The sequence below is a fragment of the Tamlana flava genome, from assembly GCF_041287255.1.
Taxonomy (GTDB): domain Bacteria; phylum Bacteroidota; class Bacteroidia; order Flavobacteriales; family Flavobacteriaceae; genus Tamlana; species Tamlana flava.
Map to the genome: position 1 here is coordinate 674,900 of NZ_JBGGTX010000002.1, position 22,574 is coordinate 697,473.

The 22,574-nt window shown below is 36.5% G+C and carries 16 protein-coding genes; 8 read left to right on the plus strand and 8 right to left on the minus strand.

Annotated features, from left to right (window positions below; all coding sequences use genetic code 11):
• Positions 1-42: 42 nt before the first annotated feature.
• From ACB104_RS07445 to ACB104_RS07455, 3 genes are read right to left on the minus strand one after another with little or no spacing between them, the layout of a single operon-like run.
• A complete protein-coding gene (locus ACB104_RS07445; protein WP_370477656.1) occupies positions 43-309 on the minus strand; it encodes a DUF1660 family phage protein in 267 nt (88 codons plus the stop codon).
• Positions 310-367: 58 nt separating this feature from the next.
• On the minus strand, positions 368-1,147 hold the full coding sequence (locus ACB104_RS07450; protein ID WP_370478070.1) for an alpha/beta fold hydrolase: 780 nt from the start codon (positions 1,145-1,147) through the stop codon (positions 368-370).
• Between the two features lie 44 nt (positions 1,148-1,191).
• The gene (locus ACB104_RS07455; protein ID WP_370477657.1) at positions 1,192-1,848 is read right to left on the minus strand and encodes a hypothetical protein; all 657 of its coding nucleotides are present in this window, start codon (positions 1,846-1,848) and stop codon (positions 1,192-1,194) included.
• Between the two features lie 202 nt (positions 1,849-2,050).
• Here ACB104_RS07455 and ACB104_RS07460 point away from each other — a divergent pair, with 202 nt between their 5' ends.
• Positions 2,051-3,373, plus strand: a complete 1,323-nt coding sequence (locus tag ACB104_RS07460) for an aspartate kinase (protein WP_370477658.1) — start codon at positions 2,051-2,053, stop codon at positions 3,371-3,373.
• Positions 3,374-3,431: 58 nt separating this feature from the next.
• On the opposite strand, the gene ACB104_RS07465 is transcribed toward ACB104_RS07460, so the two are convergent.
• Entirely contained in the window at positions 3,432-4,724 is a 1,293-nt protein-coding gene (locus ACB104_RS07465) for an aminopeptidase P family protein (protein ID WP_370477659.1), read from the minus strand.
• A gap of 110 nt (positions 4,725-4,834) precedes the next feature.
• Between ACB104_RS07465 and ACB104_RS07470 the strand changes: the two genes are divergently transcribed.
• The 5 genes from ACB104_RS07470 to ACB104_RS07490 all read left to right on the plus strand — a co-directional run bounded on the left by ACB104_RS07470 (position 4,835) and on the right by ACB104_RS07490 (position 11,245).
• Positions 4,835-6,616 carry a T9SS type A sorting domain-containing protein gene (locus tag ACB104_RS07470; RefSeq protein ID WP_370477660.1) on the plus strand — a complete coding sequence of 594 codons (1,782 nt, stop codon included), beginning with the start codon at positions 4,835-4,837 and terminating at the stop codon, positions 6,614-6,616.
• A 158-nt stretch (positions 6,617-6,774) separates the two neighbouring features.
• Positions 6,775-7,452 (plus strand): succinate dehydrogenase cytochrome b subunit, encoded by a 678-nt coding sequence (locus tag ACB104_RS07475; protein ID WP_370477661.1) that lies wholly within the window; start codon positions 6,775-6,777, stop codon positions 7,450-7,452.
• Between the two features lie 12 nt (positions 7,453-7,464).
• Positions 7,465-9,477 (plus strand): fumarate reductase/succinate dehydrogenase flavoprotein subunit, encoded by a 2,013-nt coding sequence (locus ACB104_RS07480; protein WP_370477662.1) that lies wholly within the window; start codon positions 7,465-7,467, stop codon positions 9,475-9,477.
• A gap of 10 nt (positions 9,478-9,487) precedes the next feature.
• A complete protein-coding gene (locus ACB104_RS07485) occupies positions 9,488-10,231 on the plus strand; it encodes a succinate dehydrogenase/fumarate reductase iron-sulfur subunit (protein WP_370477663.1) in 744 nt (247 codons plus the stop codon).
• 84 nt (positions 10,232-10,315) lie between these two features.
• On the plus strand, positions 10,316-11,245 hold the full coding sequence (locus tag ACB104_RS07490; RefSeq protein WP_370477664.1) for a M28 family peptidase: 930 nt from the start codon (positions 10,316-10,318) through the stop codon (positions 11,243-11,245).
• 17 nt (positions 11,246-11,262) lie between these two features.
• On the opposite strand, the gene ACB104_RS07495 is transcribed toward ACB104_RS07490, so the two are convergent.
• The 4 genes from ACB104_RS07495 to ACB104_RS07510 all read right to left on the minus strand — a co-directional run bounded on the left by ACB104_RS07495 (position 11,263) and on the right by ACB104_RS07510 (position 20,643).
• A complete protein-coding gene (locus ACB104_RS07495; protein WP_370477665.1) occupies positions 11,263-12,396 on the minus strand; it encodes an efflux RND transporter periplasmic adaptor subunit in 1,134 nt (377 codons plus the stop codon).
• Between the two features lie 2 nt (positions 12,397-12,398).
• Complete coding sequence (locus tag ACB104_RS07500; RefSeq protein WP_370477666.1) at positions 12,399-16,712, minus strand: CusA/CzcA family heavy metal efflux RND transporter; 4,314 nt, start codon at positions 16,710-16,712, stop codon at positions 12,399-12,401.
• Between the two features lie 77 nt (positions 16,713-16,789).
• A complete protein-coding gene (locus ACB104_RS07505) occupies positions 16,790-17,182 on the minus strand; it encodes a hypothetical protein (RefSeq protein WP_370477667.1) in 393 nt (130 codons plus the stop codon).
• Positions 17,183-17,220: 38 nt separating this feature from the next.
• Positions 17,221-20,643, minus strand: coding sequence for a DUF8818 domain-containing protein (locus ACB104_RS07510; RefSeq protein ID WP_370477668.1), 3,423 nt, complete (start codon positions 20,641-20,643; stop codon positions 17,221-17,223).
• A gap of 121 nt (positions 20,644-20,764) precedes the next feature.
• On the opposite strand from ACB104_RS07510, the gene ACB104_RS07515 reads away from it, so the two are divergent.
• Complete coding sequence (locus ACB104_RS07515; protein WP_370477669.1) at positions 20,765-21,529, plus strand: exodeoxyribonuclease III; 765 nt, start codon at positions 20,765-20,767, stop codon at positions 21,527-21,529.
• A gap of 25 nt (positions 21,530-21,554) precedes the next feature.
• Positions 21,555-22,511, plus strand: a complete 957-nt coding sequence (locus ACB104_RS07520; protein ID WP_370477670.1) for an OmpA family protein — start codon at positions 21,555-21,557, stop codon at positions 22,509-22,511.
• The last annotated feature ends 63 nt before the right edge of the window (positions 22,512-22,574 follow it).

The following is a 22,574-nucleotide window of genomic DNA, read 5'->3' on the forward strand; positions in this document are numbered from 1 at the left end:
CTTGAAAGTATTAAAAAGTGATGTAAAATTGTTAATAAGCGGTTAGTAAATCGATGAAACGAGCGATTTATTCTTTAAACGTTCGGTTCTGGAATGGTATATGCGTTCTAAAATGGAATTGATTTCCCTAAATTTAGGAGTAAGCTCTATTAATTTGCCATTGCTGTTGGTAGTCAGTTCCTTTTTGCAATGTCTGCATGTATACTCCTTAACATGGTAGGTTACTTTCTTAGTAACTTGATAATCATGGCCAAAAAGATTGCAATACATTCTAGGAATTAAAGTAGGTTTAGAAGTAGAATTTTTCATGATTTTAGTGTTTAGGGACTTTAAATTTAAAAAATAAAATGAAATAATCGATAAAATACTAAATATTTTCGATGAAATACATTATTTTATGTGAGAATTCATCTTTATTTTCAATTTGACTCATGTGCCCATCCGGAAATTCCACTACTTCAACTTGAGTATTTTTTGTTTGGGCAATAAGTGAGTCGTAATCCAAAGCAGGGTCTTTTTTACTTACAATGAGCATTTTTTTGAAGGGAGAAAAGTGAAGCAGAGCCTCTCTGTCATCCCTAATTTTCATGCCTTCCAAAGCAGCTATAATTCCTTGCAGTGGAGTTTTTTGAGCCTCTCGAATAACCTCTTTAATTTCTTTTGAAAATAAAGTTCTGTTTTTAGGCCTAAAAAGGTTTGTTATGGCCATGAGGATAAACGTTTTATGGTTATGCTTTACGGCTAAAATTGCTCGGTCCCTGCTCAATTTTTTTTCCGGAGTGTCAGCTCGGGCTGTGGAATTCATAAGGCATAATCCTTTTACCGCATCGGGGTTTCTCTCGGCAAAAGCCAGGGAAACGTAACCGCCCATAGAATGACCAATAAGAATGGAGCGCCTTAATTTTAATTTTTTAAGAACGGCTTCTACTGCCTCGGCCATGAGTTCCATGGTGTGCACATAACCTAAGCATCCGGTTTTCCCATGACCCAATAAATCAATGCAAATGACTCTATTTTTTTTAGTGAATGTTGGGATGAAAGGTTCCCACATAGACGAGTTTTCTAAAAAGCCGTGCAGTAAAACTATGGCTTGACCTTTGCCTTGATCGGTGTAAAAAATGTTGGTGCCTTTATATTCTAAAACCATGGGTGATTTATCTGCCACAAAGATAAAATCATCCAACTAAAAAACTAAGATTTCACCTTTTTTATGGCAGTAAATGCTTTGTCAACAAACTCATCTTCAACTAAAATGGTGAATTCGTTTGTTGTAGAAAGAACCTCATATAGCACAACGCCTTCCCACGCCAAACGCTTAAAGAAATGGTAATACAAACCAGCAATTTTAGAGTTGTCTTGGGGTAGGTTGATGCTAATGGCAGATAAACCATCTTGCATGGCCAAAAGTTTTTCGTTACTCAAGGCTTCTTTAATAAAGTCATTAATGCTGCTGGAAACAATAATGTTACTTTCATGTATGCCTCGTGTAAAGGTGTAAAACAGTTTGGATTCTTGGTTAATCCGTTCTAAAATTTTCGCATGATTGTCTATTATGGTTTCAGAATTTTTTACTGTAAAATCCGTTAGATTAGAGCGCACCGTTATATCTCCCAAATTTTGGATAACCTTTTTCATTTTAATGGAATTGGATAAAGCCACCGGTGGGTTGTAACGCCGCAAAGCCATCATTATGGCCCCGGGTTTTACATCCTTTTTAAGCATTTTACCTATGGGCTCAGTAAGCTCAATAGCCAATGCGCTAAAGTTTATAATGTTTCTAGACAATGCCTCTTCCAGATAGGGCTGGGCAATCAAAATATCTTCAACACAATTCGATACGGTTTTCATTTTCTGATCGTTATATGTTAATTATTTAACATTTTGTGTAAAAATAAACATTTTTTTTAATAAACATAGTCATTATAAAAATGAATAATACTTTTGTTGCTCAAATTAATGGAAATGAAACATCTATGACCAAGTTTTGGTCATTTTGTGAAAGATTAAATAGATGTTATATGTGCCGTTAAGAAAATCAATAACATTTCACATGAAAGTATTAAAGTTTGGTGGAACATCGGTAGGGTCTGTTAAAAACATGAACAATGTTAAGAACATCATTAATGATGGTGAAAAGAAGATTGTTGTGCTGTCGGCTATGTCTGGTACAACAAACCAGCTTGTTGCCATAGCCCAAGATATCAATAACGGAAACCCTAATGAAGCGATTGAGAAAATAAATAAATTACACGAAAGTTATTTTGCAACCATAGATAACTTACTCAGCGAAGCCTATCTTAGCAAAGATGTAAAAGCTTATGTTTCAAATGTTTTTGACTTGTTGGTGGAAAGCACTTATAAACCGTTTTCACAAAAGTTGGAAAACCAAATTGTTGCCCAAGGCGAACTGCTTTCGACCTACATGTTCAATAGTTTTTTGAAACAAGAAGGTATCAGTTCTGCGTTGTTGCCGGCATTGGATTTCATGAGGATTGATGCTTTTAAGGAACCAGATTTGGACTCAATTAAAGAAAAGTTTCAGGTTGTTTTTAATAATACTGAGGATTCAGAAATATACATTACGCAGGGTTTCATTTGCTTGGATGACCAAGACGAGATTTCAAACCTGCAACGCGGTGGTAGCGATTATACAGCGACCATTATTGGTGCTGCAATAAAAGCTGAGGAAGTACAGATTTGGACAGATATTGATGGGATGCACAACAACGACCCAAGATATGTTGAAAACACAAAACCTATTTCAAATCTGTCATTTGATGAGGCGGCTGAGTTAGCATATTTTGGAGCAAAAATATTGCACCCACAAACTGTTACTCCTGTAAGAGAGGACCATATACCTGTACGATTAAAAAATACGATGAATCCAGATGCCCATGGCACTTTGATTTCAAGTGAGACTACAGAAAATGGCATCAAGGCTATTGCTGCAAAAGATGGTATTACGGCTATTAAAATAAAGTCGGCTCGTATGTTGCAAGCTCATGGTTTCTTGAAGAAGGTTTTTGAAATTTTTGAGGTCCATAAAACGTCTATCGATATGATTACGACTTCGGAGGTGGCTGTTTCATTAACAATTGATGACGATAGAAATTTAAATGATATTTTACTCGAACTTGAGAAAATAGCAACTATAGAGGTTGATAAAAACCAAAGCATTGTTTGTTTGGTCGGCCACTCGGTTGTGAACCATCAAGATACTTACAAATTATTTCAAATTTTACAGGACGTAAAAATTAGGATGATTTCTTATGGTGGAAGCAAAAACAATATATCATTATTGATAGACACAAAAGATAAAATTAATACGCTACAAAAACTAAACGATTATTTATTTGAATTAGTCACTCTATAAATTACAATATTAGTATTGATAGCGAAAAGGGTCGTTTTAAACGACCCTTTTTTTGTTTCTATGAATTCATGATATCTTCAATTTCTTCTACTTCAATGGGTATGTTTCGCATCAGGTTATATGGCTCTCCCGATTTTTGAATAACAACATCGTCTTCCAGCCTTATACCAAAACCTTCCTCAGGAATATAAATTCCTGGTTCAACGGTGAAAACCATGTTGGCTTGTATGGGTTCAGTTAAAATGCCATAGTCATGGGTGTCCAGACCAATATGGTGTGATGTGCCGTGCATAAAGTATTTTTTATATGCTGGCCAATCCGGGTTTTCGTTTTTTAAATCGGCTTTATCCAAAAGTCCCAAGCCTAAAAGTTCGCTGGTCATAATTTTCCCAACTTCCACATGATAGTCGGCCCAAAGGGTTCCAGGAACCAGCATTTTTGTGGCTTTATTTTTCACTCTTAATACGGCGTTGTAAACCGCTTTTTGCCTTTCGGAATATTTGCCAGATACTGGGATGGTTCGGCTTAAATCACTTGAGTAGTTGCCGTATTCGGCAGCTACGTCAAATAAAATTAAGTCTCCCGCTTTACATTGTTGGTTATTTTCAACATAGTGTAACACGTTGGCATTATTTCCTGAGGCTATTATTGGTGTATAGGCAAACCCTTTTGAGCGATTTCGCAAAAACTCGTGCACAAACTCAGCCTCTATTTCATATTCCCAAACATCCGGCTTTACGAAGCTTAAAACACGACGGAATCCTTTTTCGGTGATGTCGCATGCTTTTTGCATAAGTTCAATTTCAATATCCTCTTTTACTGAGCGCAAGCGTTGCAAAATTGGATTGCTCTTCCCCACGCGGTGTGCCGGATATTTTTCTTTTAACCATTTTGTGAACCTGGCTTCGCGAGTTTCAACTTCTACATTTGCCCTGTAATGCTCATTGGTGTTGATGTAAACAGTATCGCATTGGGTCATTATCTCAAAGAGAACTTTCTCCATATCTTGCAGCCAATAAACTGTTTTGATTCCACTGGTTTCAAATGCTTTTTCTTTGGTTAATTTTTCCCCTTCCCAAATAGCAATATGCTTGTTCGTTTCTTTTAGAAACAATATTTCCCTGTGTTTTTCTTTTGGGCAATCCGGAAACAAAACCAACACGCTTTCTTCTTGGTCAACACCACTTAAATAAAAAATATCACGGTGCTGTTCAAAGGGCATTGTGCTGTCAGCACTAATAGGGTAGATGTCATTTGAATTAAAAATCGCCAAACTATTGGATTGCATGTGCGCTATGAACTTTTTTCTGTTTTTTACGAAAAGCAATTTATCTATAGGTTTGTACTTCATCGAAAAATCTTCTTTTTGTGTTATTCCATAATTTATTAAAGCAAAATTAAACAAATCTTAAGCATATTTCATTATATTTGATAATCTTCTAATGCAAAGTCCATTAATTCATGAAAGGGAAAGTGCTATTAAAATTATTTGTGGTGTTTGCTTTATGCGTTTTGGTTGAAAATACTGTTTGTGCTCAAGGTGTCCTGAGAGAAGTGTCTTTGGAAAGACAAATTAATAAATCAAGCTTGGTCGTTGAGGGAAAAGTTGTTAAAAAAAAATCTGTTTGGAACGCTGTGCGGAATAGGATTTTGACTATAAACACTGTTGAAGTTTACAAGACTTTTAAGGGAAAATCTAATTTACAAATAGAGGTTGTTACACCAGGAGGGGCCATAGGGTCTGTTGCGCAAATGGTAACCCCTAGTTTGAAATTGAATGTAAATGATACCGGTGTTTTTACACTTTATGATAACAATATTGATTTAGACTTACAGGCCAAATCCAGTTTGAAGAAATACAAGGCTTATAGTTCTTTACAAGGATTTTACAAATATGATTTGTTGAACAACACGGCTACTAACCCTTTTAAGAAGAGTAAAAACATTTCCAATAATTTGTACAATCAAATCACGGCTATTACAAAAGAGCCTTATAAAGAGTTAGTTTCATTTGACGTTTCTGCGAAGTCAGCGCTATTAGCAACAAAAAGTAGTAGTGCATTGGCACCAGCCATTACTGGTCTAGCACCTTTAACCATTACTGCAGGTAATGAAGACGCTATAACTATATCAGGTTCTGGTTTTGGCGCTAATCCAGGGAAAGTGGAATTCAAAAACGCTGATGACGGTGGGGCCAGTTATGTTGAGGCATTAAGTTCTCAAATTTTGTATTGGACCGATGATGAAATTGTTGTAGAGGTGCCCACTGAAGCTGGTACGGGAAACATTAGAGTGACTGATAATGTCGATGCGTCAATTGTGTCAACCGAAGTTTTAGTCGTTTCTTATGCGTTGCTTAATTACGATAACGATATGGATGGTGAAGTGGTTTTACCTCAGCATTTCGGAACGCAAGGCACGGGAATGACTTGGCAAATGCATACGGAGTTTGATGCCAATACAGCAGCAAAAGAATCTTTTTTAAGAGCTATGGAAACCTGGCGCTGTGAAACTAAGATAAATTGGGTTTTAGGCTCACCAACAACCATCAAAGAAGGCGTTATAGATGATACGAACGTTATAGCCTTTGACGATGCAACAAATCCACTGGAAGACGGAGTGCTTGGACAATGTAGAACAACAACGGGCTCATGTGGTGACACTCGGGATTTGGTTACCGAGTTGGATGTTATTTTTGATAATGATACGTCGTGGAATTATGGACCAGACCCAACTACAGGTTCAGATTACGATTTTGAAACTGTAACCTTACATGAATTGGGACATGGGCATCAACTTGGCCATGTTATTGATGATACAGGGGATGTCATGCATTTTTCAATTACTAATGGTGAAGATATTAGGCTTTTGAATAGTGACAATGCTGCGGCAGCTGGAATCATCCAAAATTTTAGTACCACAACGCAAATGTGCGGGCAAACTATGATGACAGATTATTCAGGAAGTTGTTCGTTAAGTGTTGCCTATGAAGAAGCTTTGGCCAATGAAATTAGTGTTTATCCAAACCCTGTTGAAAGCATATTGTATATTGAAAACGGGTCGGCTTTTAATTTGGACAAAGTAATGTTGTTTGATGTTGCAGGGAGAGCCATCTTAAGTTTAGATTTGGAAAATGCACCAAGAACCAAGGCAATTGATTTAAGCACTATTTCAAAAGGCATTTATTTTATAAATGTTTTTTCTGGAAATGCCATGGTGAGTAAGAAAATATTGATTGAATAAAAATTGGCTAGCTATAAAAAAAGCATACTTTAAGTGTGCTTTTTTTTGAAACAAAAGCCTACTTTAAAACCATTCTAAATAATGAAAACTAACAGTGCTTGGCTTGTCTAAAACAGGTTGCTAACCTACATTTGCATATTATAACTAACTTTACAAAAATGAGCGGATTTTTTAAATCTTCGATAGGGAGAAAAGTGGCCATGGCGCTTTCTGCATTCTTCCTTATGTTTTTCTTAATTATTCATTTAGCAGTAAACATGACTTCAATTTTTAGTGAGGATTTGTTTAATGAACTGTCCCATTTTATGGGGACAAATCCATTGGTGCAATTGGCTTTGCAGCCCGTTTTAATCTTTGGTGTTGTATTTCATTTTGTTGTGGGTTTTGTTTTGGAAATAAAAAACAAAAAAGCCCAAGGTGTTGATTATGCCAAGAATAATGGTGCTGCCAATTCAACCTGGATGAGTCGAAACATGATTTACAGTGGGCTTGTAATTTTAGCCTTTCTTGTACTTCATTTTATTGATTTTTGGATTCCTGAGCTGAACGTAAAATACATGCAAGGTGATATGTCTGGATTGATAAAAGGGACTGAAAGTTTTAGATATTATGAAGAATTGCACCATAAATTTTCACCGGCTTGGCGAGTTGCTGCTTATGTCTTAGCCTTTGTGCTTTTGGGGCTTCATTTAGCTCACGGATTTACCTCGGCATTCCAATCAATGGGTTCTTCAGCAAGTCAGAAAAAAACATTGAAAAGTTTAGGTAAGGCTTATTCAATTATAATTCCATTAGGATTTATAATCATTGCGTTAGTTCACCATTTTAACCATTAATCTGAAATAAAAATGGCTTTAGATTCAAAAGTACCAAAAGGTCCAATAAAAGATAAATGGACAACATATAAAGATAAAATCAACCTTGTAAATCCAGCCAACAAACGTCATATCGATGTTATTGTTGTTGGGACTGGTTTGGCTGGTGGTTCTGCCTCAGCAACCTTGGCAGAATTAGGTTATAATGTAAAAGCTTTTGCATACCAAGATTCACCACGCCGTGCTCACTCCATTGCAGCTCAAGGTGGAATTAATGCTGCAAAAAACTACCAAGGTGATGGCGATTCAACATATAGATTATTTTACGACACAGTAAAAGGTGGCGATTATCGTTCACGCGAGGCAAACGTATATCGTTTGGCTGAGGTTTCCGCAAACATCATCGACCAATGTGTGGCGCAAGGTGTTCCCTTTGCCAGAGATTATGGAGGGCTTTTGGACAACCGCTCATTTGGGGGTGTTTTAGTATCTCGTACATTTTATGCTAAAGGACAAACGGGGCAACAATTGTTATTGGGGGCATATTCAGCGATGAATCGTCAAATAGCACGTGGTAAAATTGAAATGTTCAATCGTCATGAAATGCTGGATGTTGTTATTGTTGATGGAAAGGCTAGAGGTATCATTGCCCGTAACCTCGTTACAGGAGAAATTGAACGTCATTCTGCCCATGCAGTTGTTATTGCATCCGGCGGTTATGGAAATGTTTATTTCCTCTCAACTAACGCCATGGGAAGTAATGTAACGGCAGCCTGGAAAATCCATAAAAAAGGAGCATATTTTGCTAACCCTTGTTATACGCAAATTCACCCAACTTGTATTCCGCGTTCTGGTGATTATCAGTCTAAGTTGACTTTGATGTCTGAATCGCTTCGTAATGACGGGCGTATTTGGGTACCAAAGAAAATGGAAGATGTGCTGGCCATTAGGGAGAAAAAATTAAAACCAACACAAATCCCTGAAGAAGATAGAGACTACTATTTAGAAAGAAGATATCCAGCTTTTGGTAACTTGGTGCCTCGCGATGTAGCATCACGTGCGGCGAAGGAGCGCTGCGATGCTGGTTACGGTGTAAATGCCACTGGTGAAGCGGTTTATTTAGATTTTGCATCAGCCATAGAACGTTATGGGAAAGAGCAGGCTAAAATTCATAACATTTCTAATCCTTCAAAAGAGAAAATAATCGAATTGGGAGAAAAAATAGTTGAAGCTAAATACGGAAACTTATTCCAGATGTATGAGAAAATTGTAGATCAAAATCCGTATAAAACCCCAATGATGATTTACCCTGCGGTACATTACACAATGGGTGGTATTTGGGTTGATTATAATTTAATGACTACAGTTCAAGGGCTGTACTGTATTGGTGAAGCTAATTTCTCAGACCATGGAGCTAACAGGCTTGGTGCTTCGGCTTTAATGCAAGGTTTGGCAGACGGATATTTTGTATTGCCATATACTATTGGAGACTATTTATCTGGAGATATTAGAACAGGTAAAATTCCAACGGATACTAAAGAATTTGACGAAGCCGAAAAAGAGGTAAAGGATAGAATAGATTTCTTTGTAAATAATAAGGGAACAAAGTCTGTTGATTACTTTCATAAGAAACTTGGTAAAGTCATGTGGGATAAGTGCGGTATGTCTCGAAATGAAAAAGGTTTAAAAGAAGCCATGGTTGAAATTAAAGCAATTCGGGAAGAGTTTTGGAAAGAGGTTTCGGTTCCTGGGGGCGCAGATGAAATGAATGCAGAGCTTGAAAAAGCAGGTCGAGTTGCTGACTTCTTAGAGTTAGGAGAGTTGTTTGCCAAGGATGCACTAAATAGAAAAGAATCTTGTGGAGGACACTTTAGGGAAGAATCAGCCGAGGAGTCTGGGCCACAAAAAGGGGAGGCAAAACGTGATGACAAAAATTTTGCTTTTGTTGCAGCTTGGGAATATAAAGGTGAGCCCGCCGATGCCGTTCTGCACAAAGAAGAATTAGAATTTAAAGATATTGAACTAAAACAACGTTCATATAAATAAGATTGACATTATGAATTTAACACTTAAAATTTGGAGACAGAAAGACTCAAATGCAAAGGGACAAATGGTCGATTATAAAGTCACGGATATTTCAGAGCATATGTCTTTTTTAGAAATGATGGATGTTTTGAACGAACAACTAATTGGACAAGGTGAAGAGCCCGTGGCGTTTGATCATGACTGTCGTGAAGGTATTTGTGGTATGTGTTCCATGTATATAAATGGTGAAGCCCATGGTCCAGACAGAGGTGTTACAACTTGCCAGTTGCATATGCGCATGTTTAAGGATGGAGATACAATTACCATTGAACCGTTTCGAGCAAGGGCATTTCCTGTAATTAAGGACTTGGTTGTGGATAGATCTGCTTTTGAGCGTATTCAACAGGCAGGGGGTTACATTTCGGTAAATACATCGGGTAACACTCAAGATGCCAATTCTATTCCAATTTCAAAGCATGCAGCAGATGAGGCTATGGATGCAGCAACCTGTATTGGTTGTGGTGCATGCGTTGCAACGTGTAAAAACTCAAGCGCTATGCTTTTTGTTGGAGCAAAAGTTTCGCAGTATGCGTTGTTGCCACAGGGGCAAGTTGAAGCTGCCGACCGTGTTAAGAACATGGTAGCTCAAATGGATTTGGAAGGATTTGGTAACTGTACCAATACTGGAGCTTGTGAGATTGAATGCCCTAAAGGGATTTCTTTGGAAAATATTGCTCGAATGAATAGAGAATTGATGAAAGCGGCAATTTCTTAATACTTGGGTATTTCATCGAAAAAAACACGAACCCAAGCATTTGCTTGGGTTTTTTTATAGCTTTGGATTCTATTAAAAAAACGGATGAGCAGAACTATATATCTTCTAATAATTTACTTTTTTTTGTCAAGTGCTAATGCTCATACCCAAACAATTGAGTCAATTAATGTAAAAAAAGATTCACTATTCAGTAAAGTACAACTTTTAAAACACATTCAAGCGCTGTCGTCTGATGCTTTTAAAGGTAGACGAACAGGAAGCAATGGGGCGATTAAGGCAAGAAGCTATATTGTCAATCAATTTTATGCTTTAGGTGTTTCGCCATTTTACAATGAGTATGAGCGGTCTTTTTCATTTACTAATGAGAATAAGCGGTATTCCGGTGCCAATATATTGGGTGTTATTCAAGGAACTGAGTTTCCTGAAAGCTACATCGTCATCACTGCGCATTATGATCATGAAGGCGTAAAAAAAGGAATGATTTATAATGGAGCAGATGACAACGCTTCAGGAGTGAGTGCACTATTTAGTTTTGCTGAGTATTTTAAATCGTATCCTCCAAAACATTCAATAATACTTGCAGCTTTTGATGCCGAAGAATTGGGGCTGAATGGTTCAAAGTATTTTTTGAATAATCTCAAAATCAAATTAAATCAAATCAAAGTAAATTTGAACATGGATATGATTAGTAGGAGCGATGAAAACGAACTTTTTGCTGTGGGAACGAAACATCATCAATTTCTTAAAAAGATAATTTTAAATACGAAAGGTTCAGGTAAGATTAAACTGAAAATAGGGCATGAAGATGGTGATTGGAAGAATAATTGGACTTATTCTTCAGATCATGCCAATTTTTACAAAAAGCACATTCCCTTTCTGTATTTCGGGGTGCCAGATCACAAAGATTACCACGAACCTACCGATGATTTTGAAAACATCCATCCGGACTTTTATGTTGATGCTGTAAAAACTATAATTTCAGTTTTTGAAAAGCTTGATGTCATGGTTTTATAAAGTTTATGTCCTTAAGACTATTCATTATCGCCGTCTAACATAAATGCTCCGTCTATAAGAATTTCTTTGTTTTCTAAATCTTTTGCATTTAAAACAACTGCATGCGTTTCAGCTTTTTCCCCAAGCTCCAATTTTATTTTTTCAAAATAGTAATTGTTCGCTTTCTGTTCCTTGAAAGCTAGTACAAAATTACCTTCTTCACCCCGAAGAATAGCATTTTTTGGCAATGCATGAGCAGTAAAGGTTTCTGTTAAAATATTTGCCTCTACAAACATGCCTACTATAAAATTGGCATCAGATTCGTTTAAAATATGCCCATGAACTTTTACGGTTCTAGTAGTTTCGTCAATTGTAGTGCCAACCAAATGTACTTCTGCTTCAAATGTTTTATCGGATGCTTCTGGAATTTTAAACAAGATTTTTTGGTCTTTTTTAATATGTAAAATATCTTTCTCAAAAACCGAAAGTTCTAAATGAATATGGTCGGTATCAACAATTTCCATAATCACATCGGCAGGTGAAACGGGCATGCCGTTGTTTATGTTTACCTTGGTAATAAAACCCTCAATAGGCGAATACAAATTTATGGTTGAAGTTAAATTTCCTTGCTCAACCGATGTGGGGTTAATGTTTAACATGGTCATTTTTTTTCGCAAGCCATTGTAATGTGCCAAACTACTTTTATAAGTGCTCTCTGATTTTAAAAAATTTTTTTTCGATGTAATGTTTTCATCAAAAAGGGTTTTTTGCCTGTTAAATTCTGATTTCAAATAATTAAGCTGTTCGGCAACTTCTAAGTATTGTTGTTGCAACTCAATAAATTCAGGGTTTTCTAGCGATACCAAAATTTGACCTTTTTTGACTTTGTCGCCTACTAAAAGAGGTGTTTTAGTAATATAACCGCCCATAAACGTGCTAATTACGGCTTTGTTTTTTGGTGGTACATCAATAGTTCCTGTGGTTTTGATGCTCGTATTAAAGGTATGCTGTTCTAACTTGCCCAATTGCATTTTTTCGCTATCAAATTGCGATTGCGATACTACAATTTCGTTAGAATTAATAGCTTTAGCGGAAGAGGTTTCATTACTTTTTTCTGATTTTCCGCAAGCGGTTAAAGCAAGCGAGAATAAAAGGATATATATGCGTTTCATTGTTATAAAATTAAATGGTTTATGGCGATTATAGTTTGGTTATATGCGTTAAGATTTTCAAAATAAGTCAACTTAGTTTCGGTTGCCGTCTCCATGCTTTGTATGTACTGAAAGAAATCGATTTCACCTTCCTTAAAGCTGCGTTCGGCAGTTTTTATAATTTCTTCTGAAAGCGTTTTTCCTTGAGTTTCGTAATAATTAATGGCTTCTTCGTACTGTTGAAGTTTTGCCATTAACGATTGATATTCGGCATTTAACTTGATTTTATAATCTTGTTTTTCGGCTTCCGAAGCTTCTTGAGCCAATTTAGTAGCCTTAATTTTTGAAGCATTTCCGCTGAAGAATAACGGAATTTTTAAACCAAATTGATAGCCTTTAATATTAGTGTTTAAAGTGCTGTTTGTTCCTTGAAAATATTCAGCACTTAAATCGGGCAAGAGGTTTTGTTTTTCTTTTTGATTTAGAGCTTTGTAATACAAGCTGGAGTTATCATAAACCGAAAGGCCAACGTTGTTTTCAACCGAAATGGTTTTTAAAGGTAATTTTTTAAGGGTTTTATCTGCCACTGAAAAGGAATCCGTTTGCACTAATTTTTTCAATTGTTCCCTTGCTAAAACAACATCTTGCTGCGCTTGTTTAAAAAGCATCTCGAGCTGTTTTTTTTTTGATTTGGCACTTATCATTTCCAGATAATTCGTTTCTCCCAATTCAAATCGGCGTTGAGATGCCTTCTCAAATTGTCGATATAAACTATCTAAAACCATATAGGTTTTTGCCTTACTTTTTGCATAAACCAAATTTGTATAGGCTGAACTAACATCTCGTTTCAAGGCTTCTAAAGCTACATTATGATGGGTTTGTTGAAGGTTGAATTTGGCTTTGTTCACTTTTTTATCAGCGAAATAAACCGTTGGGAATTTAAAATCCTGAGACACTCCAAAAACCTTTAAAGGTTCGTTGTTAATAGCAAGATTATTTTCGTCATAGCTATAATAAACCGATGTTTTATCGAAGCTAAAAGCACTGCCAATTAAGGCTTTAGATTCGTCTGTTTTTAAAGATGAAGATTTTAAACCCGCATTATTTTCAATCGCTAAGTTTATTGCATCGTCAACGGTAAGCAGTTCATCTTGAGCTTGCATTTGTAACGATAACAAAATGATAATTACTGATGCCGTTATTTTTTTGTTCATTTTTAATTCTGTTTTTTCTTCAAACCAAGCGTATAAAACAGGTAAAACAATGAGTGTTAAAATGGTGGCTGTAACCAATCCGCCGATAACTACCGTTGCTAATGGACGTTGCACTTCGGCACCTGCATTGGTAGAAATAGCCATAGGAAGAAAACCTAAAGCCGCAGCGGCAGCTGTTAATAAAACGGGGCGTAAACGTTCAGCAGTTCCACGCTTTATGCGTTCTTCAATATTTGTTATTCCTGCTTCTTTTAGCTCTTTAAAATGCTCAATTAACACAATCCCATTTAGTACCGCGATACCAAATAGGGCGATAAAGCCAACACCAGCAGAAATGCTAAACGGCATTCCTCTAAGACATAGCAATAATACGCCACCCACTGCTGAAAGTGGAATAGCAGAATATACCATAGCAGCTTCTTTTATGGAGCCAAATGCAAAGTGCAATAAAATGAATATAAGTACCAAGGCAATCGGTACGGCTATCATTAATCGAGCTTTGGCACTTTGTAGGTTTTCAAATTGCCCACCATATGTAATGCTATAACCAACAGGTAGTTTTACTTGGCTGTCAATGATATTTCTAACATCATCTACAACCGATTGTAAGTCTCTATTTCTAACATTAATACCCACAACAATTCGTCTTTTGGTATCGTCCCTCGAAATTTTTGCAGGACCTGTGGTATATTTGATTTCGGCCAATTCACTCAATGGAATTTTTGTGCCGCTGGGTGTATCAATATATAAATTTTGTAAGTTTTCAATGTTTGTTCTATTGTTTTTATCCAAACGCACCACCATATCAAAACGTTTTTCACCTTCAAATACATTGCCAACAGTTTCACCTGCAAATCCCATAGAAATAATTTGGTTGATATCTGAAATGTTTAAACCATAGCGTGCAATTTTACTTCTGTTGTAGGTTACACTCATTTGTGGTAAGCCTTCAACTTTTTCAATAACAATATCGGAGGCTCCTTCCACATTCTGGATGAGTGATTTAATTTCATCTGCTTTATTTGCCAAAACCGATAAATCTTCACCAAAAATTTTAATGGCAACATCGGCTCGAACACCTGTAATAAGCTCGTTAAAACGCATTTCAATGGGTTGGGTAAACTCCACTTCCATACCTGGAATAGCGGTAAGTGCTTCCTTAAACTTATCGGCCAATTCATCTTTACTTTCTGCCGATACCCATTCATCTTTTGGTTTTAGCTTGATAATCACATCACTCTCTTCCATACTCATGGGGTCTGTGGGTACTTCGGCTGCGCCAATTCTACTCACCACTTGGTCAACTTCAGGAAAATTTTCTAGAAGTGTTTTTTCAATTTTTGTAGTGATTTCAATGGTTTTTCCTAATGACGTTCCTGTTTTTAAAACCGGTTGAATCACGAAGTCGCCTTCATCTAAAGTAGGCACAAACTCACCACCCATACTTATGAAAATCCAGATGCTTGTAGCCAACAAAGTACCAGCGAGCGAAACCACAATTTTTTTGTGTTCCAAGGCCCAATGAATTGATGGTTTATATAGTTTGTTTAAAAACTTCATGAGGCTAACCGATATGTTTTTATCGGTTTGTTTACTAGGTTTTAAAAACATGGATGAGATAACAGGGACGTATGTCAAACAGAAAATCATGGCACCAATGAGCGCAAAGCTGAAGGTAAGCGCCATGGGTTTAAACATCTTGCCCTCAACACTACTTAAGGATAATATTGGGATGAATACAATAAGAATAATGAGCTGTCCAAATATGGCCGAATTCATCATTTTGGAAGCACTTTTTTGGGTTATGACATCAACGGTTTCTTGTCGTTCAGACTTTGAAAGTGCGCCTATTTTTTCACTTTGCGACGTTATTCGAAAGGCAATAAACTCTACAATGATAACGGCACCGTCTATGATAATCCCGAAATCAATAGCGCCCAAACTCATCAAATTGGCATCAATACCAAAAATGTTCATTAATGAAATGGCAAACAACAAACTCAACGGAATAACCGAAGCTACAACAAGTCCAGACCTTAAATTTCCTAGGAGTAAAACGACTACAAAAATCACGATGAGCGAACCCAAAATTAAATTTTCGGCAACAGTAAATGTTGTTTTGCCAATCAGTTCACTACGTTCTAAAAACCCGTTAATATAAACACCTTCGGGTAATGAGTTTTGTATGGAAGCTACGCGTTCCTTTACGGCGCCTATAACTTGTTTTGAGTTACCGTCCTTTAGCATCATCACCTGACCAAGTACTTTTTCGCCTTCACCATTTCCAGTTATGGCACCAAAACGTGTGGCACTTCCAAAACCAACATTGGCTACGTCTTTTATGTAAATAGGAATGCCTTCATTTTTTATGACAATATTTTCGATGTCGCTAAGCGAGCTTACTAAACCTTCGCCGCGAATAAAAAAGGCTTTGTTGGTTTTCTCGATGTAACCGCCACCAGCAACACTATTGTTTTTTTCCAAAGCGTCAAAAATATCCATGTAACTGATGTTCATGGCCTTCAATTTTTGTGGATTGATGGAAACCTCATATTGTTTTAAATAACCGCCCCAAGTATTAACTTCCACAACCCCAGGAATCCCCGAAAGCTGACGTTTTACAATCCAATCTTGAATGGTACGTAATTCGGTGGCTGAATAACGGTTATTAAATTCAGGTTTTACATCTAAAATGTATTGGTAAATTTCTCCCAAACCTGTTGTTATGGGGCCCATTTCTGGAGAACCAAAACCCTCGGGTATTTTTTCAGTGGCCGATTTTATTTTTTCAGCAATGATTTGCCTCGGAAGATAAGTTCCCAATCTGTCCTCAAAAACAATGGTTACCACTGAAAGACCAAATTTTGAAACCGAACGTATTTCTTCAACACCCGGTAAATTGGCCATTTCCAACTCAACAGGATAGGTAATAAACTGCTCCACATCTTGGGTGGACAAATTTCTGGAAGTTGTAATGACCTGCACCTGATTATTGGTAATATCGGGTACGGCACCAATGGGAATTTGGGTCAGGGAAAAAATCCCGAAGCCAATAACCGTGGCTATAAAAAGTAATATAACTAGCTTATTTTTTAAGCTGAATTTTATAAGATATTCTAACATAATTCATTTTGACGAATGATTAATAAAAGCTATTCAAGGGATTGTTTTTGAATAGTTTAAAATTATTCTGAAATAAATTATGCTAACTTAGGGGGCTGAAAAACAGAAGTTTTTTCGAAAAAAGAAGTTGTTTCTTTGTAGAAAAAGTTTCGAGGGATATCCTGAAAAGAGTGAGTGTTCAATTGGTAAGTCAGTTCAGGAGCTAGAATAAAAACACCATTTACATGACAAAACATGTGTTGGTGGCTTTTAAATGGCAAGTCTTCGTGCTCTCTATGGTCATTTGGGTGGGAGTCTTTTTTTTCTCCGTAGTGTTCAGATAGAAACTCGAAAAAAGTATCACCGTACATTTCGTGATGAAACTGGGCATGCTCTATTAAAACACTGAATTTTGAAAGGTCTTCAATGTTAATATTGACACTTTGTACAAGAATCAAAAACGAATATAATACAGCCACTATTTTGCTCATACCGAGGCAATATTACAAAAAATAATGTTTACAAATTGTTAAAAATAAGCTTTTAGCTGTACCGACCCGGTATGAATGTTTTTACTGTTTTCTGATTTTCTGCCAAAATAACTCAGGTTTAAATCCAAAAAATCAGTCAGTTTTTTTTGCGCCAATAATGTCCAAGTGAAGTTTTTCCCTGGTTGCAAACCTTCCAAAATTTGATAAGCCACTGGTGTATTGGCATTACCATCATAGGTGTTTGAGATATAGTTTAATTCACCATTTAGGGCACTTTTTTGACTGCTCGCAAAGCTGAAGGACATACCGTATTTCTGCTGTCTTAAAGATTCCAAATTGCCAATAGTATTGTTTTTACTGGCGTATTGGTAGAACATATCAAAACTGGAATTGTCGTTGAACAAATAGGATATTTTTGGGTTAAACCTCGTTTCATCAAAATTATAATTTTTACTGGTGAAGTTTTCACTAATGCTTTCATTGGTGTCGAAAGAAGAAAGCAAATTAATCAACCAACTTTTGGCAATTTTATGGTTAAAATTTACTTGATGGCTTTTTAAGCTGTTTTCAACAAAACCAACCGAAAGAACGCTTCTCGTAGTGTTTTTTAAATAGGTGTATGAGGTAGTGTAGCGTTGTTTGCCCCGATTAAAAAATAATACATTTCTAAAATTAAGTTGCAGCCCCAATTGGTCATTTTCATTAGTGTTAAACGGATTTAAATTGAAACCATCTCCATCACGTTTGGTTTTTCTATCAATTAAATAACTGGTTTGGTTGTAAAAGTGCGACCAAAAAAGTTCTGATTTTTTCTCGGAAACTGCATATTGCGCAGGATTAATTGTTAATGTTTGGCTCAACCTGTTTTGGTGTGTTTTTATAAAAACTCTATTGGGCAAAAGCACTCTAATATATTTCCCTTGGTCTTGAAATTGGGCAACTTCAAATTCTTCTAATTCTTGTATGCCATTGTTGTTGTAGTCGTTCCATGTGTAAGCACCTTGTCCGGCTTCAACTTCAACATAGGTAAAATCTTGTTGCGGCAATGTACCCGAATTGGTTTCAAAAATGGTATTCCATTGCACAATTTGCATGAAAAGTTTTTGGCTAAACTGTAATCTAGAATTTATCGATTTTTCATCTGCAATAGACTCATCCTCACTTTTTAAAGTCCTGTAATTTGCATAAAGCGATAGATTGGTGTTTTTGTTTTGAACCAGTTTTGAATCTAGATAAAACGTGTTGGAGGTATTTACTTTTTGCAGTTCGTTATTTCTGATGCTATCGTTTACACGGTTTTTATAGCCAATTTCGGCAAAAACCTTGGTGCTATCGCCAACACCAAAAAATAATTCATAAGATTTGAATTTTTGGCTTAAAGGGGTTAATGTTTGAGTTGCAGTTTCCCGTTGCTTGTTGTCTTCAATGGATAATCTGGTTCCAATCCAACTTTTGTTCATACCATAAGCTAGTCGGTTGTAGCTTCGTAAAAAGGATGAGGTGTTAAAATTGGAATTTGCACTTAAAAAACTTGAAAAGGACGAAATATTTAGTTTATTTAAAGTTAAGTTGGCATTTATGATGTGTCGGTTCCCGTTAAAGCCATCCGAAAATCCAAGGTGTTCAAATTGGTAATTAATGTATCCTTTTTGCTGATGCAACCATTTCAAACCAGAATGCATTAAGATTTGATTGCCTAAATTGAAGCCAATACCATTAATATTATTTTGGTCTAAATTCCAATCGCGGTTGAATTCAGGATTATAAAGTCCTTGAACATTTCTGAAATTCTTGGTGATGTAATTGCTATCAAAAAAAGCATCCAATTGCCATAAAGTATCGTTTTTCACCAAAGTTTGGTTGACTGTTAGTTTTCCTGCAAATCCATCATTGTTTTCATCATCAAGCTTTGAAAACAAATTCAAGTCATTTTTACTACCAGTCAATTCAAAATTTATATAGGTTTTTTCTGAAGGCATATAATTTCCGTTTACAACTGCCAATTGCAATTGGGTTGGAGCAATAAGTTGAACAACAGGGGTGTAATTACCTTGATTTGACCCTGCATATTCATAAATATTATTAATCGCGTTAGTATTACTTAAAACATAATCGCCCTGATTTTCGCCAACCAATGAAAAAGTAACCCGATAAAGTTCGTCATCCGGATTGTTGGAAAACTCAAAGGCTTCAACTCCATTTATGAGTTCCTTTTTGTACAGAATTCTGTTGTCGTTCAGGTTTTCTCTAATTTCTGAAGGAGCTACCATTTGTGAGCGGTTATCGCCAGCAGCAGCCAAAATCTGTGCCTGTTCTTCTGAAAGGTTTTGTTGTAAAGGTTGATTTTTGGCATCGTTTTCAGAATACACCGAAACACCAATTTTTAGTTTTTCACTTTCAAAACTCCCACCACCATAAGCCACAAAACGCGAATAGTTTCGGTCGCTAAATTGATAATCAACAGTAATGCGCATTTCGGAAGTAATAGGAAAAGTGGAGTTGAAAATTATTTCACCGGCATTATAATCAATAATATAATCTTGGTCTTCACCTCGTTTTACGGGAATGCCGTTTACGTAAACGGTTTCACTGCCCGAAACAATGAGCACAAACAATTCGCCATTTTGACCTTGTAATTTATAAGGTCCTTGATTACCTTCTTGAGCGATAAATTGACTGGTGGTAAACTGACCTCGAACCAAAGCACCGGCGGCAAATAAGTTGGTTTGCATTTCTTCCTCACCAAGGTTTAAATTGAAGTTTAGACCTTGTACACGTTTTGAAAAATTCCCAAAATAGGAGGTATTGTTTTGTAAATCGATATCACCGGCCCGAACATTCCAACGGTCGCTTAAAAGCTCAATAAAAACTTGGTCAAATTCATCCAAACGTTGACTATAACCGCTTTCCTGTAACGGAATATTGGCATCTTGAATTGAGGCACGTAAAGATACTTTTTCGTTTAATTTTCCTATTATTTGAAGGTCGAGTTCGCTGTTTAGTACTGAATTCTGATTATTACCCACGGTAACACCACGAGAAATACTTCCCGAAGTTGTTAAACCATCAAAGGGGATGAAATTTCTGGAGACGTTGGATTGTGAAAACTTGTATAAAGGTTGGTCGTCACTACTGCTTTCAACAATAATGCTTTCATCCAATTGCTTGTAAGTTTTGGTTAAGAACTCTGGAAACTTTAAATAGTTGATGATGATTGAATCTGTTTCAATAGGGTTTTTAAAGGTCAAAATAGCTTTAGGAAAATCAACCGAATAAAAGGAAGAATCGATGGTGGTTTTGTCAAGATTTAGAATGGAAAATGAACTTTTATTGATACTCACGCTATCAATTTGAATGCTGTCTTTTACCGCAACCTTTTTTGTTCTATAGTTGGGATTTTGATTTTGCGAAAAGCCGCATAAACCAAATAACAACGCAAGAATATAGGTGTAATTCTTCATCAGATACTTAAACTGTAAATCGCCTAAAATATTTTGTTAATAGCTTCGTTAAAACTCCTGTTGTATTTAATAGTGTAAAAGTAGCGTATTATTTATTTTAGCTGAAATTCTTATTAACTATATGAAAATCATATCATACAACGTAAACGGCATTCGTGCGGCAATAAATAAAGGTTTTATAGATTGGCTAAAAGCGGCAAACCCTGACGTCATTTGCTTGCAAGAAATAAAAGCACTTAAAGAACAATTGGATTTAGGTCTTTTTGAAGAAGCTGGTTACACATACCAATATTGGTTTAGTGCCCAAAAAAAAGGTTATAGTGGTGTGGCGATATTGAGTAAAATAGAACCCAACCATGTCGAATATGGCACGGGAATTGATTCAATGGATTCAGAGGGTCGAAATCTTCGAGCAGATTTTGATGGGTTTTCAGTGATGAGTTTGTACTTACCATCTGGAACCAATGATGCTCGATTAGATCACAAATTGGAATACATGGATATGTTTCAAGACTATATCAATCAGCTAAGAACCAAAATTCCCAATTTAATTATTTGTGGAGATTATAATATTTGCCATGAAGAAATTGACATCCATAACCCAAAGGGATTGAGTAAAGTTTCTGGTTTTTTACCTGTGGAGCGCGAATGGATTGGAAATTTTATTGATAGCGGATTTATTGATTCTTTCAGATTTATTCACCCAGAAAAACAAGAATATAGCTGGTGGAGCTACCGCGCCAATGCCCGTGCAAACAACAAAGGTTGGCGATTGGATTATGCTATGGTTTCACTGCCCTTACAAGAAAACATTAAAAGAGCCGTTATACTTTCGGATGCAGTACATAGTGACCATTGTCCTATTCTGCTTGAAATAGAAGACTAATTATAAAACAAACAAACCCAAACAAATGATAAAACAGAGCCTATTCGCAGTACTTGCTTTAGTCGTGATTACTTCGTGCGTATCACCAAAAGTGTATAAAGATTTAGAAGCAAAATACGCCGATTTAAAATCGGAAAACAGGAAACTTTCCAAAGAAAATCAGGCGCTTTTAAATGCTAAAACAGCAGCCGAAAATGAATTAAAGCAGTTAAAATCAGCATACGATGAAGCCATTGCCCAACGTGATAAATTGGAAGGCGAATACAATGCCACTAAAGCAAGCCTTGATAATTTAAAATCGTCTTATGATGCTCTAGAGCAAAACAGTTCTAAAGCTATTGCCGAAAATTCTCAAAAAAACAGAGAGCTTTTGGCCCAGTTGGAAGCAAAGGAACAGGCTTTGGCAACTGAAAATGCCAGGTTGGAGAAACTAAAACGAGAATTGGAAGACCGTTCAAACCGAGTTGCTGAACTTGAAAAAGTTATTGCTGATAAAGATGCTGCTATGACTGCCTTGAAGGATGCCATCTCCAGAGCATTGACAGACTTTGAAGGTAAAGGATTGACCGTAGAACAACGCGATGGAAAGGTTTACGTGTCTATGGAAAACAAATTGTTATTCAATTCAGGAAGTTGGGCAGTTGGCACAGAGGGAAGAAGAGCGGTGCAGCAATTGGGCAGTGTTTTGGGGGATAACCCAGATATTGCCGTTTTGATTGAAGGCCATACCGATAATGTACCATATTCAGGTAACGGGCCACTGACCACTAACTGGGACTTATCCACTAAACGCGCTACGGCTATTGTTAACATTTTACGTGAAAACAATAACATTAACCCAGAAAATTTAACGGCTGCGGGACGAGGTGAATATGCTCCAGTGGCATCTAATGACACGCCTGAAGATAGAGCAAAAAACAGGCGCATAGAAGTAATTTTAACGCCTAAGCTGGATGAGCTTTCCAGGTTGTTAAATGAATAGTTGTTTTAGTTTAAGCGACTCCAATTAAAAAGTAAAGAACATTTTAAACCTTTCAGTTTTTAT